15 protein-coding genes are annotated in these 15,436 nt (G+C 73.3%); 5 read left to right on the top strand and 10 right to left on the bottom strand.

Features of this window, described 5'->3' with window-relative positions; all coding sequences use genetic code 11:
- Positions 1-122: 122 nt before the first annotated feature.
- From ABTZ03_RS16955 to ABTZ03_RS16945, 3 genes are all read right to left on the bottom strand, one after another.
- Positions 123-920, bottom strand: coding sequence for a DUF3710 domain-containing protein (locus ABTZ03_RS16955; protein ID WP_350513731.1), 798 nt, complete (start codon positions 918-920; stop codon positions 123-125).
- 69 nt (positions 921-989) lie between these two features.
- A complete protein-coding gene (gene dut, locus ABTZ03_RS16950) occupies positions 990-1,457 on the bottom strand; it encodes a dUTP diphosphatase (RefSeq protein ID WP_350513730.1) in 468 nt (155 codons plus the stop codon).
- Positions 1,454-2,035, bottom strand: coding sequence for a PaaI family thioesterase (locus tag ABTZ03_RS16945; RefSeq protein ID WP_350513742.1), 582 nt, complete (start codon positions 2,033-2,035; stop codon positions 1,454-1,456). The genes dut and ABTZ03_RS16945 overlap by 4 nt, the downstream gene beginning before the upstream one ends.
- Positions 2,036-2,168: 133 nt before the next feature.
- Here ABTZ03_RS16945 and ABTZ03_RS16940 point away from each other — a divergent pair, with 133 nt between their 5' ends.
- A complete protein-coding gene (locus ABTZ03_RS16940) occupies positions 2,169-2,618 on the top strand; it encodes a DUF3093 domain-containing protein (RefSeq protein WP_400926205.1) in 450 nt (149 codons plus the stop codon).
- A 331-nt stretch (positions 2,619-2,949) separates the two neighbouring features.
- On the opposite strand, the gene ABTZ03_RS16935 is transcribed toward ABTZ03_RS16940, so the two are convergent.
- The 4 genes from ABTZ03_RS16935 to ABTZ03_RS16920 form a co-directional block, all read right to left on the bottom strand.
- Positions 2,950-3,249: a DUF4193 domain-containing protein gene (locus ABTZ03_RS16935; protein WP_030057692.1), complete on the bottom strand. Its 300-nt coding sequence runs from the start codon at positions 3,247-3,249 to the stop codon at positions 2,950-2,952.
- A gap of 507 nt (positions 3,250-3,756) precedes the next feature.
- Positions 3,757-4,740: an acyl-ACP desaturase gene (locus ABTZ03_RS16930; RefSeq protein WP_350513728.1), complete on the bottom strand. Its 984-nt coding sequence runs from the start codon at positions 4,738-4,740 to the stop codon at positions 3,757-3,759.
- A 266-nt stretch (positions 4,741-5,006) separates the two neighbouring features.
- Positions 5,007-6,317 carry a sensor histidine kinase gene (locus tag ABTZ03_RS16925; protein WP_350513727.1) on the bottom strand — a complete coding sequence of 437 codons (1,311 nt, stop codon included), beginning with the start codon at positions 6,315-6,317 and terminating at the stop codon, positions 5,007-5,009.
- A 168-nt stretch (positions 6,318-6,485) separates the two neighbouring features.
- Positions 6,486-7,139 carry a response regulator transcription factor gene (locus ABTZ03_RS16920; protein WP_030285473.1) on the bottom strand — a complete coding sequence of 218 codons (654 nt, stop codon included), beginning with the start codon at positions 7,137-7,139 and terminating at the stop codon, positions 6,486-6,488.
- A 443-nt stretch (positions 7,140-7,582) separates the two neighbouring features.
- Here ABTZ03_RS16920 and ABTZ03_RS16915 point away from each other — a divergent pair, with 443 nt between their 5' ends.
- Positions 7,583-7,768 carry a hypothetical protein gene (locus ABTZ03_RS16915; protein ID WP_030057688.1) on the top strand — a complete coding sequence of 62 codons (186 nt, stop codon included), beginning with the start codon at positions 7,583-7,585 and terminating at the stop codon, positions 7,766-7,768.
- A 152-nt stretch (positions 7,769-7,920) separates the two neighbouring features.
- On the opposite strand, the gene ABTZ03_RS16910 is transcribed toward ABTZ03_RS16915, so the two are convergent.
- The gene (locus ABTZ03_RS16910) at positions 7,921-8,739 is read right to left on the bottom strand and encodes an inositol monophosphatase family protein (protein WP_350513726.1); all 819 of its coding nucleotides are present in this window, start codon (positions 8,737-8,739) and stop codon (positions 7,921-7,923) included.
- Positions 8,740-8,772: 33 nt separating this feature from the next.
- Positions 8,773-9,915, bottom strand: coding sequence for a ferrochelatase (locus ABTZ03_RS16905; protein ID WP_350513725.1), 1,143 nt, complete (start codon positions 9,913-9,915; stop codon positions 8,773-8,775).
- 130 nt (positions 9,916-10,045) lie between these two features.
- Here ABTZ03_RS16905 and ABTZ03_RS16900 point away from each other — a divergent pair, with 130 nt between their 5' ends.
- Both ABTZ03_RS16900 and ABTZ03_RS16895 read left to right on the top strand, forming a co-directional pair.
- Positions 10,046-11,314 (top strand): MFS transporter, encoded by a 1,269-nt coding sequence (locus ABTZ03_RS16900; protein ID WP_350513724.1) that lies wholly within the window; start codon positions 10,046-10,048, stop codon positions 11,312-11,314.
- A 138-nt stretch (positions 11,315-11,452) separates the two neighbouring features.
- Positions 11,453-12,775, top strand: a complete 1,323-nt coding sequence (locus tag ABTZ03_RS16895; RefSeq protein ID WP_350513723.1) for a D-arabinono-1,4-lactone oxidase — start codon at positions 11,453-11,455, stop codon at positions 12,773-12,775.
- 39 nt (positions 12,776-12,814) lie between these two features.
- On the opposite strand, the gene ABTZ03_RS16890 is transcribed toward ABTZ03_RS16895, so the two are convergent.
- A complete protein-coding gene (locus tag ABTZ03_RS16890) occupies positions 12,815-13,711 on the bottom strand; it encodes a hypothetical protein (RefSeq protein ID WP_350513722.1) in 897 nt (298 codons plus the stop codon).
- Positions 13,712-14,228: 517 nt separating this feature from the next.
- On the opposite strand from ABTZ03_RS16890, the gene sepH reads away from it, so the two are divergent.
- Complete coding sequence (gene sepH, locus ABTZ03_RS16885) at positions 14,229-15,305, top strand: septation protein SepH (protein ID WP_350513721.1); 1,077 nt, start codon at positions 14,229-14,231, stop codon at positions 15,303-15,305.
- The last annotated feature ends 131 nt before the right edge of the window (positions 15,306-15,436 follow it).

The following is a 15,436-nucleotide window of genomic DNA, read 5'->3' as shown; positions in this document are numbered from 1 at the left end:
TGTCGCCCCGGTCTCCCGCGGCGACTCCGGAACTGTACGGTGACCGGCCCGTCCCATGCAAATCGCCTCCGCCCGGAGGTCCGGACGGAGGCGATGCAGGTGCGGGACGGGCCCGGCCGGGGTCAGCGGACCTCGGTGATCTCCGGACCGCGCGCGAACGGGTCCAGCGAGCCGTAGCGGCTCTCACCCTCGGCCGCGGCAGCCGCGGCGCCACCGCCGTCGGCGACCATCTGGGCGTCCTCGGGGAGCTTCAGCACGATCGGGTCGCGCGGCGCCATCGGGGTCTCGCCGCGCACGACGACGGTCTGCCGGAAGACCTGCTCCAGGATGCCGGCCATCTCGGGCTGCACGGCGGCCTGGCCCGAGATCACACCGCGCAGGAACCAGCGCGGCCCGTCGCACCCGACGAAGCGCACCAGCTGCACGCCCTGGGTGCCGTCCTGGAGCTGCACCGGGACCTGGGCGCGGAGGTGCCAGCCGAGCGGGCCCTCCTCCTCCTCGATCACGCCGCCCTGCGAGGTGATGCCGTTGGCGATCTCCTCGCGGACCTCCCCCCAGATGCCCTCCGACTTCGGGGCCGCGAAGGCCTGCAGCTGGATGGCGCTGTTGCCGAGCACCAGGGTGGCGGCGACGATCGCGTCACCGGCGACCTCGACGCGCAGCTCCATGCCCTCGACACCGGGGACCAGCAGACCCCCGAGGTCGACTCGTCCCTCCTCCGGGGTCTCCAGCTCGGAGTGGTCCCACGGGCCGTCCGGCCGAGGGGCCGGCGGCAGGCCGACCTTGTCGGCCGGGTCCAGCTCGGTCACGTTCTCGCTCTCGGCGGAACCTTCGACGTCATCGGCCGGCTCGTCGGCGCTGATGGCGTCGTCGGCGAGCTGCTCGACAGCGTCCTCGCTCTTCTGGCGACGACGGAACACGGTCACTGTCCTTCCCGGTCCAAGACCGATGCGAATACCTGCTCGGCTTCCTGCGAGGCCGCGGGAATGCTAGACCCCTGCGTGGCCACCGGTCGACCCGAACCCGCCCTCGGCGCGTGCCGACCCAGGCAGCTCGGCCACCTCGTGGAAACGGGCCTTCTCGACCTGCTGGATGACCAGCTGGGCGATCCGGTCCCCTCGGCGGAAGCTGACCCCCTCGCGCGGGTCCAGATTGACGACGATCACCTTGATCTCTCCACGGTACCCGGCATCGACCGTCCCCGGGGCGTTCACGAGAGCAACTCCGCAACGAGCTGCCAGCCCGGAGCGCGGGTGGACGAAGGCCGCGTAGCCGTCCGGCAGCGCGATGGCGATGCCCGTGGGGAGCACCGCCCGCTCGCCCGGGGCCAGCTCGGCGTCGACGGTGGTCCGCAGGTCGGCACCGGCGTCCCCGGGCTGCGCGTACGCGGGCAGCGGCAGCTCGGCGTCGATGCGCTTGATCAGGACGTCCAGCTGGGGACGGGGGGTCTCGCTCAAGGGTTCACCTCAAAGGCTCGGGCGCGCTTCATCAGATCCGGGTCGTCGAGGACCTTCTCGATGTCCTCGGCACGACCGTGCGTGGTGAAGTGTTCCAGCTTCACCTGGATGAAGAGCGCCTGAGCGCGCACCGCGACCGGTCCGTCCGGGCCGCCGATCCGCGCCTCGGCCGCGCTGTAGATCTTCCGGCCGTGCACCCCGGTGACCCGGGCGCTCAGGTGCAGCACCGAGCCGACGGGCACCGGGCTGAGGAAGTCGGTCTCCAGCCGGCCGGTCACGGCGGGGGCGTGCAGCAGCCAGTTCAGCGTGCCGAGGGTCTCGTCCATCGCCGTCGTGAGGACGCCGCCGTGGGCCAGCCCGGGACCGCCCTGGTGGACGTCCCGGACGGCGAACTCGGCCGTGACGTCCAGGCCCTCGCCGGCGACCGCGTCGATCCGCAGGCCGCCGGGGTGCGCCGGACCGCAGCCGAAGCAGTGTTCGTAGTGGGAGCCGAGTCGGGTGCCGGGGGCGGGCGCCTGGGGGTGGCGCTCCGGGAGCACGGCGTCCGGCGGCGGGGTGGTCGGGGTCGGCGGCAACACGGGCGCCGACCTGTCGGTGGGGGTCGTGGGGGTGGTCGTACCGGTCACGGCAACCCAGCCTACCCAGGGGTAGCAAGGCCTCCGGTGGGGGTGGCGTGCCGCTCCGGGCGTCAGGACGCCCACAATGGAGGGCATGTACGACGAACGCCTCACGGTGCCGCGCTCCTGGTGGCTGCTCCCGGTCGCAGTCGGTCTGACCTTCGCGCTGATCCTGATCAGGGTCGGCGGGCTGGCCGCCCTGGTCGGCCTGGTGGCCGGCATCGCCGCCGGCGCGGTGGCGATCAGCAGTTACGGCTCGGCCCGGATCCGGGTGGTGCAGGGCTCGCTGGTGGCCGGACCGGCCCGGATCCCGGTGGACGCGCTGGGCGCCGCCCAGGCGCTGAGCCCCGCCGAGGCCGCGGCCTGGCGCGGCCCCAAGGCCGATCCCCGCGCCTTCATGCTGCTGCGCAGCTACGTCCCGACCGCGCTGCGGGTCGAGGTGAGCGACCCGGCCGACCCGACGCCCTACCTCTATCTGTCGACCCGCTCGCCGATGAAGCTGGCCGAGGCGCTGGAGGAGGCCCGGCGCGGCGCCCGCACCTGACCGGTGCCTCTCCCGCCCCGGGGATGACCCGGGACGGCCCGGAGACGGCCCGGGAACAGCCCGGGAAGAGCCGGGAACGAGCCCTGAGGGCTCCGGCTGCCGGACCCGGAGGATCAAGCCCCGGAAAGACCGAGAGGGACGGTTCCGCTGTTGCGGGACCGTCCCTACGACTTTGTCCGGACCGGCACGCGGCCGACCGACTCCGTCCTCCCGGGTCCGTCCGCCAGGACGGTCCGCGGACCTGCCGTCCGGCCCCGCTGCCCGGGGCCGGAAGGGGCTGTGTGCCGGTCCCGCGGGAGCCACGGGGACCTGGCGCTGTCCGCTGCGGTGCTCAGGCGCCGCAGTCCCGGCAGATCGGGTTGCCGTTCTTCTCGCTGTAGAGCTGGCTGCGGTGGTGGACCAGGAAGCAGCTCATGCAGGTGAACTCGTCGGCCTGCTTCGGCAGCACGCGGACGGCGAGTTCCTCGTTCGAGAGGTCGGCGCCGGGCAGCTCCATGCCCTCGGCGGCGTCGAACTCGTCGACGTCGACCGAGCCGCCGCCCTTGTCGTTACGGCGTGCCTTGAGCTCCTCGATGCTGTCTTCGTTGAGCTCGTCGTCGGTCTTGCGTGGGGTGTCGTAGTCGGTTGCCATTTTTCGCTCTCCCCCTCCGGGTTTGTGCGGTGTGTGCGGTATCTCCAGCGCACGTAACGCATGGGGGGTCGGTCTTGTGCCCGACCCGAGGCGGAGATTTTGCCTTACTTCAAGCCCCGTTACTCAATCGACACTCAGCCGGGGCTCCGTTGGGGTGATCCTCCGGGGCGCGAAAGGCCTCACGCTGGGCCATCACCGACCCGTCGCGCCCCGGTCGGAGCGGCGACTCACAGTGAGCGGAAGCCGTACTGGTGTCCGTCAAATCCCTTGCCCACCAGGGCCGCCGACCACCCCCGTGCACCGGCGGCAGGCCGGTTTCCGGTCACGGACGGCGATCGGCACCCCCAATGGGGTGATCACTCTCCGGGGTCACCCGACATCGCGGAGCGACACGGTGTGACCTTGGTCACGTTCAGAATCTTCCAGGGCAAATCACGGAAAATCCACCCACTCCGCCCCCTCGATCAGGGGGCGCGGCGGCCCGGCGGGAGCGCCCCGGGGGGCGCCCTAGCCGGCGTTCCGGCGCGCCTCCCGGCGGGCCTGCATCGCGGCCTGGCGCTCCTCGAACTTGCGCGCCTGCCCGTCCAGACCGTCCAGGAACACACCCAGCTCGTTCTGCGCCAGCAGGCCCTCCGGACCGAGCCCGCCGACCTCCATCACCTTCAGCTTGCGCAGCACCGGCTGCAGCACGTCGTCGTGGTGGATGCGGAGGTTGTACACCCCGCCGAGGGCGATCTGCGCGGCGGCGCGCTCGAAACCGGGGATCCCGTGCCCGGGCATCCGGAAGTCGGTGACCACGTCGGCGATGGCCCGCATGGCCTGGTCCGGGGCGATCTCCATGGCGGCCTTCAGCAGGTTCCGGTAGAAGACCATGTGCAGGTTCTCGTCGTTGGCGATCTTCGCCAGCAGCTGCTCGCACAGCGGGTCCCCGGCGTACTTGCCGGTGTTGCGGTGCGCGATGCGGGTGGCCAGCTCCTGGAAGGCCACGTAGGCGACCGAGCGCAGCATGCTGTGCGCGTTGTCGGACTCGAAGCCCTCCGACATGTGGTTCATCCGGGCCCGCTCCAGCTCCACCGGGTCGACGGCCCGAGTGGCGAGCAGGTAGTCGCGGATGGCTATCCCGTGCCGGCCCTCCTCGGCGGTCCAGCGGTGCACCCAGGTGCCCCAGGCGCCCTCGCGGCCGAACATGGTGGCGATCTCGTGGTGGTAGCTGGGGAGGTTGTCCTCGGTCAGCAGGTTGACCACCAGCGAGACCCGGCCCAGCGGGGTCACCTGCGACTGGTCGAGGCTCCACGCCTCGCCGCCCAGCACGCCGTCGAAGTCCCGGCCCCGGCTCCACGGGACGAACTCGTGCGGCATCCACTCCTTGGCCACCCCGAGGTGGCGGTTGAGCTCCTTCTCCACGACCTCTTCGAGGGCCAGGATCAGCCGCGCATCGGTCCAGCCGCTCGTTCCGAGCGCGGGGCTGCTCTGCACAGGGGCGATGGTCACGGGCTTGCTCCTGGGGGACGGACACGCGCGGGACGGGCGCGTTGGGCGGACACGCGTCGTTCGGGAGCCGTCGGCGGACAGACCGGCGGTCGCACTTACGGTTGCGTAGGTTACGACACCGTAAGTTGCTCGGGGCGGAAAAGACAAGCCGCCCCCGCCAGGCCTTATGTCGTCTTGACGGGCCTGACGGGGGCGGCTGGGAACGGTCGCGCACGGAGGGCGGCAGCGACCAGGGCCGATGTGGACTGGGACGTGTCGGAGGCGCCCTAGGGGGACGGGATGCGCACGCGCATGGTGAGGCCGCCCCCGGCGCGCGGGGTGGCCTCGACGGTGCCGCCGTGGGCGCGCACCACCGAACGGACGATGGACAGGCCGAGCCCGACCCCCTTGTCGCTGCGGGTGCGGTCGGCGCCCTTGACCCGGCGGAACGGCTCGAAGATGTGCTCCAGCTCGTACTGCGGCACCACCGGACCGGTGTTGGAGACCACCAGCTCGCCGCCGCCCGGCACCGTGGCGGTGGCCAGCTCGACCCAGCCACCCGGGGTGTTGTAGCGGACGGCGTTCTGCAGCAGGTTGAGCGCCAGCCGCTCCAGCAGCACCCCGTTGCCGGCGACGACCGCCGGATCGAGCTTGGACCGCAGCTCGACCTCGCGCTTGTCCGCCTCGCCCCGGGTCTGCTCCAGCGCCCGGGTGGCCACCTCGGACAGCTCCACCGCGCGGCGGTCGGTCAGCTCGTTCTCGCTGCGGGCGAGCAGCAGCAGGCCCTCCACCAGCTGCTCGCTGCGCTCGTTGGTGGCCAGCAGGGTCTTGCCGAGCTGCTGGAGGTCGGGTGAGGCGGCCGGGTCGGAGAGCTGGACCTCCAACAGGGTGCGGTTGATCGCCAGCGGGGTACGCAGCTCGTGCGAGGCGTTGGCGACGAAGCGGCGCTGGGAGTCGAAGGAGCGGTCCAGCCGGTCCAGCATGTCGTCGAAGGTGTCGGCGAGCTCCTTGAGCTCGTCGTCCGGGCCGTCCAGCTCGATCCGGCGGTGCAGGTCGGAGGAGGCCACGTCACGGGCGGTGCGGGTGATCCGGCCGAGCGGGCGCAGCACCCGGCCGGCCATCGCGTAGCCGGCCGCGAAGGCGATCACGGCGAGGCAGACCAGCACGGTCAGCAGCTTGCGCAGCAGGGTGTTCAGCGCCGCGGCCGCCTGGATCGACTTGTTGTCGTTCAGCCACTGGTCGAGCGCGCTCTGGTTGGTGAGGACCTGGCCGTCCGGGGTGAGCACGGAGATGCCCGGTCCGGTGAGCCTGAGGTGGGGCTGGCCGACCTCCTGGAGCGACTGCTGGACGAAGAAGTACATCACCAGCAGCAGCACCACGCCGGCCATCAGGAACATCCCGCCGTAGAGCAGGGTGAGCCGCATCCGGATGGTCGGGCGGAAGGGGAGCCAGGCGAGCAGGCCGTCGCCGGGGACGTAGGTCTCGTGCTGGTGCGGGCGGGGCTGGCGCGGCGGGTGCGCGGGCCTGGGGGGTACGGCACGCGGGCCGCCGGCGGGCGCGCCGGAGGGCCCGCCGGCCGGGGGCGGCGGGGTGGTCATGATGGTCCTCTCGGGCGTCCGCCGGGGCGGGCGCTGGGTACGGCGGGGAATCCTCGGGGGCGGATTCCCGGGGTCGGTTCCGTCGGGGACGGATTCCCGGGTCCGGGATCCGGGGCGGTTTGGCTCCGGGGTCGGGCTCCGGCGGTCGGGCTCCTGGGGCGGATCCGGTCAGATCCGGTAGCCGGAGCCGGGCACGGTGACGATCACCGGCGGGTCCCCGAGCTTGCGGCGCAGCGTCATGACGGTGACCCGCACGACGTTGGTGAACGGGTCGGTGTGCTCGTCCCAGGCCTTCTCCAGGAGCTGCTCGGCGGAGACGACGGCACCGCCGGCCCGCATCAGCACCTCCAGGACGGCGAACTCCTTCGGGGCGAGCTGGACGGTGCGGCCCTCCCGGATCACCTCGCGCCGGCCGGGGTCGAGCGAGATGCCGGCCCGCTCCAGCACCGGGGGCAGCGGGATGGTCGCGCGGCGGCCCAGCGCCCTTACCCGAGCCACGAGTTCGCTGAAGGCGAACGGCTTCGGAAGGTAGTCGTCGGCGCCGATCTCCAGGCCCTCGACCCGGTCGCTGATGTCGCCGGAGGCGGTCAGCATGATGACCCGGGTCGCCAGGCCCTGCTCGACGACCTTGCGGCAGACGTCGTCGCCGTGGACCAGCGGGAGGTCCCGGTCCAGGACCACCACGTCGTAGTCGTTGACCGCGATGCGCTGGAGCGCGGCCTCCCCGTCGTACACCACGTCGACGGCCATCGCCTCGCGGCGCAGGCCGGTCGCGACGGCCTCGGCAAGCAGCTGCTCGTCCTCGACGACGAGAACCCGCACGGTCGTTGTCCCTTCTCCAGGCCGGCCCCGGAAGCGGACGCACGGCTCCGACGGTGCCTCCATCCTGCCTGGTCCTGCGGTAAAGCAGCGATAAGCTGCCCCTCGGGCAGGAAGCCGGACCGTGCGACGGTGACCGTTCGTGTCGGGACCGCTCCGCTTGGACTGTGACACGGGCAACTTTCTTCCGCAGCGAGGTTTCCCGGCCTCCGGGGCGGGGAGGACAGCTGCACACCCGCGATCTGGCCCTCGGTCGATCGCACCCACCCGCCGTGCGTTCATCCGCGCCGGCCCTGGGGCTGGGACGTCACCGGGAGCGGCCGAAGGCCGTCTCCGCGCCCGACCGGAGATCCATCACCTGTCGGCCCGGGCGCATTCACCGGCTGGACCCTCCTCGGGGCGGAGAGCGCACGACCGTGCACGTCCGACACAGTAAGGGGGCCCGTATGGACGCCTTCAAGGCCGGAATCCTGCAGCGCATAGCCAACGCCGAGCAGGACCTGCACCGCGCGATCGAGGCCGGGGACGAGTTCCTCGCCGAGGTGGAGCAGTCCGAGCTGGACGACCTCCGTCGTCTCGCCGCCGAGCACGGTGTGGACACCGTGCTGGAGCGCCACCGCACCGCCGCCTGACCCGACGCCGGTCCTCCGGCACCAGCGGCCCTGCGGGGGCCGTGCGAAAACCCAGGCCCTGGCATCCCCCGTATGCCAGGGCTCTTCGCATGCCCGGCGGGGCCCCGGGAACCGTTCGGGTTCCCGGGGCCCCGCTCGGTCCGCCCGGACGCTCAATCCGCCCAGGCGCGCAGCGCGGCCAGCCGCTCCTGCAGCGGCTGGTAGACCCCCGGGGCGGCGGCCACGGTCAGCTCGCCGTCCGGGCCGTGCCCGGGGCGGCCGCCGACCAGGGCGCCGGCCTCGGTGGCGATCAGGCAGCCGGCCGCGCGGTCCCAGGGGGCCAGGCCGCGCTCGTAGTAGCCGTCCAGCCGCCCGGCGGCCACGTCGCAGAGGTCCACCGCGGCCGCCCCGCCCCGGCGGACGTCCCGCACCTCGGGCATCAGGGCGAGCAGCACCTCGGCCTGGCGCACCCGTACCGGCTGGACGTAGTTGAAGCCGGTGGCGATCAGCGCCTGGCCCCAGGGCGGGGCCGGGCGGGCGGCGAGCGGCCGGCCGTCGAGGCGGGCGCCGCGGCCCAGCACGGCGTGGAACAGTTCCCCGCGCGCCGGGGCGTACACCACCCCGACGACGGCCCGGCCGTCCACCTCGGCGGCCACGCTGACCGCCCAGGAGGGCAGCCCGTACAGGTAGTTGACCGTGCCGTCGAGCGGGTCGACGACCCAGCGCACCCCGCTGCCGCCGGGGCGCTCGGCGCCCTCCTCGCCGAGGTAGCCGTCCTCGGGGCGGCGGTCGGCGATCAGCTCCACGATGAGCTTCTCGGAGGCGAGGTCCATCTCGGTCACCACGTCGACCGGGCTGCTCTTGGTACCGGCCACACCGAGGTCGGCGGGGCGGCCGTCGCGCAGCAGGACGCCGGCCTGCCGGGCCACGTCCAGGGCGACGTCCAGCAGGTCGTCGAGCAGCCGGTCGTCGGGCGGGGCGGGGGTGGACACGGGATTCTCCTCCGAAGGGGGGTCCGACAGGGGTCAGCGCTCGGCGGCGGCCGGGCGGGGGGCGCGCGGGTTGGGGCAGCAGGCCACCGCGCACACGTCGTGGCTGGGGCCGAGGGCGCCGAGGGCGCAGCGGGTCACGTCCTCGCCGCGCTCGGTGGCGGCCCGCTCCAGGACGAGCTCGCGCACGGCGGCGGTGAACCGCGGGTCGGCGCCGACGGTGGCCGCGCGGGAGACCGGCAGGCCCAGCTCGGCGGCCTTGGCGACGGCCTCGGTGTCGAGGTCGTACTTGACCTCCATGTGGTCCGAGACGAAGCCGATCGGGACCATCACCACGGCCGGCGCGCCGTCGGCGTGCTGGGCCTCCAGGTGGTCGCAGATGTCGGGTTCCAGCCACGGGATGTGCGGGGCGCCGCTGCGGCTCTGGAACACCAGCCGCCACGGCCGGTCGGCCGCACCGGTGCGCTCGGCGACGGCGGCGGCGATCAGCCGGGCCACGTCCAGGTGCTGGGCGACGTAGGCGCCGCCGGGGGTGCCCCGGGCCGGGTCGTCCGGGGCGCCGGAGGTCTCGGCCATCGCGTCCGGGATGGAGTGGGTGGTGAAGGCCAGCCGGGCGCCGTCCCGCACCCCGGCGGGCAGCTCGGCCAGGGCGGCCAGGGTGGCGTCGATCATCGGCTGGACGAAGCCGGGGAGGTTGTAGAAGTGCCGCAGCTTGTCGACGGTCGGCACCGGGCGGCCCTCCTCGGCGAGCACGGCCAGCGCGTCGGCCAGGTTCTCCCGGTACTGGCGGCAGCCCGAGTAGCCGGCGTAGGCGCTGGTGGCGAGCACGGCGATCCGGCGGTGGCCGTCCGCGGCCATCTCCCGCAGGGTGTCCACCAGGTAGGGGGCCCAGTTCCGGTTGCCCCAGTACACCGGCAGGTCCAGCCCGTGCTCGGCGAAGTCCTTGCGCAGTGCGGCGAGCAGCTCGCGGTTCTGCTCGTTGATCGGGCTGACCCCGCCGAACAGGAAGTAGTGCTTGCCGACTTCCTTCAGCCGTTCCTTGGGGATGCCGCGGCCCCGGGTGACGTTCTCCAGGAACGGGACGACGTCCTCGGGGGCCTCGGGCCCGCCGAAGGAGAGCAGCAGCAGGGCGTCGTACGGGGCGGCGCCGGAGGGGGAGGGTTTGCGCGCGTCGGGCATGCACCGATCCTGCCACTGCGGGGCCGGGCGCAGACGCCGGGGCCGCGCGGGCGTCCGGAAAATACCATTTGCCAAAGTACGTAAGCTGTCTTGACCAGCCTTGTTCCTTACGTCCCTGCCCGGAGCCCCCGTGCTGTCCAGCTACCGCCGAATATTCACCGCGCCCGGCAGCGCGGCCTTCTCGTCCACCGGATTCGTCTCCCGACTGCCGATCTCGATGACCGGCATCGGCATCGTGACCATGCTGTCCCAGCTGCGCGGCTCGTACGGCGTGGCCGGACTGGTCTCGGCCACGCTCGCGGTCTCCGCCGCGATCCTCGGTCCGCAGGTCTCCCGGCTGGTGGACCGGCACGGCCAGGCGAGGATCATCGTCCCGGCGATGGCCCTCACCATCGGTGCCGTCGTCGGCCTGCTGCTCTGCGCCCGGCTGAACGCCCCGGACTGGACGCTGTTCGTCTTCGCCGCCGGCATGGGCGTCATGCCGAGCACCGGCGCGATGGTCCGCGCCCGCTGGGCGCACCTCTACCGCGAGGACACCGACCAGCTGCACACCGCCTACTCCTTCGAGGCCGTGGTCGACGAGGCCTGCTTCATCGTCGGCCCGATCCTCTCCATCGGCCTGGCCACCTCGGTCTTCCCCGAGGCCGGCCTGCTGCTCGCCGGGATCTTCCTGGCCGTCGGCGTCCTGCTCTTCGCCGGCCAGCGCTCCACCGAGCCGCCGGTCCACGAGGCCGCCCAGCACGCGGGCCGCTCGGTGATCACCAACCGCGGCCTCCAGGTGCTGATCCTGACCTTCGTCGCCACCGGCGCGATCTTCGGCTCGGTCGAGGTGGTCACCGTCGCCTTCGCCGAGGCCCAGGGGCACAAGCCGGTCTCCAGCGTGATCCTCGCCCTGTGGGCACTCGGCTCCTGCCTGGCCGGAGTGGTGTTCGGCGCCCTCAAGCCCGCCGGCTCGATGGCCAAGCGCTTCTTCCTCGGCGTGCTGTTCATGGCGCTCAGCATGGTGCCGCTGCTGCTGGTCGCCCACGCGGTGCACGGCATCGGCGGACTCGTCGCGGTCGGCGCCGCACTGCTGGTCGCCGGCATCGCCATCTCCCCCACCCTGATCACCGCGATGGCCCTGGTCGAACGGCTCGTCCCGGCCGCCCAGCTCACCGAGGGCATGACCTGGACCACCACCGGACTGGCCCTCGGCGTCGCGGCCGGCTCCTCGGCCGCCGGCTGGGTGATCGACGCCTCCGGCGCCGCCGCGGGCTACTGGGTGCCGTTCGCGGCCGGCGTCCTCGGCGTGCTCGCCGCGCTCGCCGGACTGGGCCGACTGCGCGCCGGACTCGCCGCCGCACAACCCGTCGAAGTGCCCTCCGGAACGGTCGAACGACCCGTAGACGTCGAACGGTGAACTGACTAATCTCGCCCTACCCGTGGCCCTACCCACGGGTAGGGCCCGCCTCCCCGGACACCGCGGACGGACCCTGTCGGCGGCCCCGCCGCCCCGGACGCGCCGACCCCGTTCGGCCCGGCAGCAGGAGGCATCGCAATGCCCCAGGCCAGCACCGCGACCCCCACCCGGTGGACCAACTGGGCCGGCAACCAGAGCGCCCACCCGGCCCGGACCGCCACCCCCGGCACCGCGGAGGAACTGGCCAGGGAGATCCTGCGGGCCGCCGAACAGGGCCGCACCGTCAAGGCCGTCGGCTCCGGCCACTCCTTCACCGCGATCGCCTCGGCCGGCGACGGACTGCTGCTCCGGCCGCACGCGCTCACCGCGATCCGCGGCATCGACCGCGAGGCCGGCACCATCACCGTCGAGTCCGGCCTCCCGCTCAGCCGCCTCAACCGGGTCCTCGCCGCCGAGGGCCTCGCCCTGACCAACATGGGCGACATCGAGGTGCAGACCGTCGCCGGCGCCACCAGCACCGGCACCCACGGCACCGGCCGGGACTCCGGCTCGCTCGCCGCCCAGATCCGCGCCCTGGAGATCGTGCTCGCCGACGGCACCGTCCGGCACTGCTCCCCCACCGAGAACCCCCGGCTGTTCCAGGGCGCCCGGCTCGGCCTCGGCGCCCTCGGCGTGATCACCGCACTCACCTTCGGCGTCGAACCCGCCTTCCTGCTCACCGCGCACGAGCAGCCGATGCCCTTCGACGAGGTGCTGGAACGCCTCGACGACCTCACCGCCGTCAACGAGCACTTCGAGTTCTACTGGTTCCCGCACACCGACCGCTGCGCCACCAAGCGCAACAACCGCAGCCAGGGGCCGACCGCCCCACTGCCCCGGTTCAAGGAGTGGCTGGAGGACGACTTCCTCTCCAACACCGTCTGGGAGGGCGCCTGCCGGGTCGGCCGCCGCTTCCCCGGCTCCATCCCGTCGATCGCCTCGCTCGCCAGCCGCGCCTGGTCCGACCGCAGCTACACCGACACCGCGTACAAGGTGTTCACCAGCCCGCGCAAGGTGCGCTTCGTGGAGATGGAGTACGCCGTCCCGCGCGCGGCCGTCGCCGAGGTGCTGCGCGAACTGAAGGCCCTGGTCGAACGCTCCGACTGGAAGGTCGGCTTCCCGGTCGAGGTGCGCTTCGCCCCCGCCGACGACCTCTGGCTCTCCACCGCCTCCGGCCGGGACAGCGCCTACATCGCCGTCCACCTCTACCGGGGCACCCGCGACCAGGGCTACTTCACCGGCGTGGAACAGCTGATGACCGCCCATCAGGGCCGCCCGCACTGGGGCAAGCTGCACACCCGGGACGCCGAGTACCTGGCCGGCGTCTACCCGCACTTCGGCGACTTCACGGCGCTGCGCGACGAGGTCGACCCGCAGCGCCTGTTCGGCAACGACTACCTGCGGCGGGTGCTGGGCGCCTGAGCCGTCGGCATCGGGCCCGGCCCTAGGTCCGGGCAGGGCCTAGTTCGCCGGCGTCCCGGCGGGCGGCGGCGGCGGGGCCACCGTCCCGTTCGCCGGGGCGTTGCTCGGCACCGGCGGCTTCGGCGTGGCGTCGCCGGTGGGCCTGCCCTCGCCACCACCGCCACTCCCGGCACCGCCACCCCCGGCACCGCCACCCGCGGACGGGGAGGAACCGGCCGACGGGCTGGCGCTCGGACCGGCCGAGGGCGACGCGCTGCCGCCCTGCCCGCCGGAGCCGGTACTCGGGGTGGTGCTCGGCTCCCGGCTCGGCCGGGTGGTCGCCGGGGCCGAGGCGCCGGACGGCGTGCTGTCCGGGCCGCGCCCGCCGCCGGTGGACGGCCGGTCCGCGGGGGTGTCCCGCGGCGTCGAGGACTTGGGCGTCGAGGTGCCACCGAAGGACGTCCCGTTGCCGGTCTCGCCCTTCACCGTCGCCGCCACCGGCTGCCCGGTGGCCAGCTCGAACGCCACGATCGGCGTCATCGCCAGCACGAACACCAGTGCGGACACCGCCGCGTAGGACTTCCAGCCCCACCGCCGGCGCGCCCGCACCACCTGCGGCTCGTTCCACTCCGAGGTGATCGCCGGCCCCGCGGTCGGGTGCTCCGGCCCGGCCGGCACCTGGCGCAGGGCGTTCGCGGCCTCGTTCGGCCCGCGGTCCACCGCCCCGCGCAGCTGCTCGCCGGTCCGCCGGAACAGGTGCTGGAACACCGCACCCCCGGTGGTGGCCCCGATGCTGACCACCGCCGCGCCCATGATCGTGCCGTACACGCCGAGTTCGGACGCCAGCAGCGCGCCCACCACCGTGGCCAGAGCGCTCGCCGCGACCTGAGCCACACTCAGATCGATCCGCTTGCGCTCCTCCTTGCCGCCTTCCCCGGCGGGGCTCCGCTCCGACATCAACATCCTTCGGTCCGTACGACTGCTACTCGAACAAGCCTCTCCATCTTGCCCAAAGAAGGACACAAGGGACGAAAATGCGGTTCTCCGCGCCCGGATTGTGTGAAGATGATCACCGTTCACCCGGCGATGGTCCGCCGTTGGGGGCGGGCGCTCTTGAGATTCCCGTGAATCGCGGGAGACTTGAGCGGCGAGCCGCCCCTTCGGGTGCCACGAATGGAGTACTGTTCGTAAAGCCCGAGTCCTGGGTCGACTTGTCGACTGTGCCTGTACCGGCAGCTTGACGAAGAGCCACGGATCGGACACGCACGGCGACGCCGGTCCCGGATCGTCGCGAACACTCCGCGTGCGAGGACGGCCGGGACACCCAGGCGCGACGTCGACGGATGACGTGGCAAAAAGGCAACCGTGCCACAGCGGTGTGGCCGGGCGTAAGCCCGACACGCCGGGGAACTCAGCAAGGTTGTGGCCAGTCGCGAGTGGGCAGGCCACACTCAGTACGGGAGCAGCGACGCAGGTGACGTCGGCAGGCACAACCCGGGAGGTAACCGTGCCCGAACTGCGGGTTGTGGCCGTCAGCAACGACGGCACACGGCTGGTGCTCAAGGCTGCCGACAGCACGGAGTACACCCTCCCCATCGACGAGCGGCTGCGCGCCGCCATCCGCGGCGACCGGCCGCGCCTCGGCCAGATCGAGATCGAGGTCGAGAGCCACCTCCGCCCCCGGGACATCCAGGCCCGGATACGAGCCGGTGCCTCCGCCGAGGAGGTTGCTCAGGCCGCCGGCATCTCCGTCGACCGGGTCCGCCGCTTCGAGGGGCCGGTCCTCGCCGAACGCGCCTTCATGGCCGAGCGCGCCCGCAAGACCGCCATCCGCCGCAACGGCGAGTCCCCCGGGCCGCAGCTCGGCGAGGCCGTCGCCGAGCGGCTCGCGCTGCGCGGCGCCGAGAAGGACACCGAGCGCTGGGACTCCTGGCGGCGCGACGACGGCACCTGGGAGGTCATCCTCTCCTACCGGGCCGACGGCGAGGGCCGCAGCGCGTCCTGGACGTACGACCCGCCCCGACGCCTGGTCCAGCCCAACGACGACGAGGCCCGCGCGCTGATCGGCGAGACCGTCGAGCGCGAGGAGGACTCGGTCTTCCCGTTCATCCCGCGGATCGCCCGGCTCCCCCAGGACCGGCCGCCCCGCCCGATGATCGACCGGCCCTCCGCCGACCGCATCATGTCGGCCCGCGAGGTCCGCGAGTCGCGCGAGGCCACCGCCGACACCCGGGACTCGCTGACCAGCCTGCTCGACGTCGTGCCCGCCTTCCGCGGCGACCTCACCGTGGGCGGCCCCGCCCCGATCGACCCGGTGCCCGCCGAGATCGCCGAGGAGAACGAGGAGCCGGCCGCGGCCGCCCCGGCGGTCGGCGCGGGCTCGGCCTACGCCGACATCCTGATGCCGCGCGCCGTCGCCCCGCACCGCGAGCGCCTGGTCGGCACCACCGACCGGCAGGCCGAGGCGGACGGCGTCCGGCCCGGCCGCCGGGCCACCGTGCCCAGCTGGGACGAGATCGTCTTCGGCAGCCGGCGCAAGAAGCAGGAGTAGTCCCCGGACAGCACGGAGGGGGGGGGGGGGGGGGGGGCCCCCCCCCCCCCCCGCGCGGCCCCGCCCCCCCCCCCCCCCGGGGGGCACCGCCCCCCCGCCCCGGGCCGCCCCCACCAACACAACCACCAACC

This window comes from Kitasatospora sp. NPDC096077, from assembly GCF_040303245.1.
In the GTDB taxonomy this organism is placed as follows: domain Bacteria; phylum Actinomycetota; class Actinomycetes; order Streptomycetales; family Streptomycetaceae; genus Kitasatospora.
The sequence above is the reverse complement of the archived record's forward strand: the minus strand, read 5'-3'. Positions and strand labels throughout refer to the sequence as shown.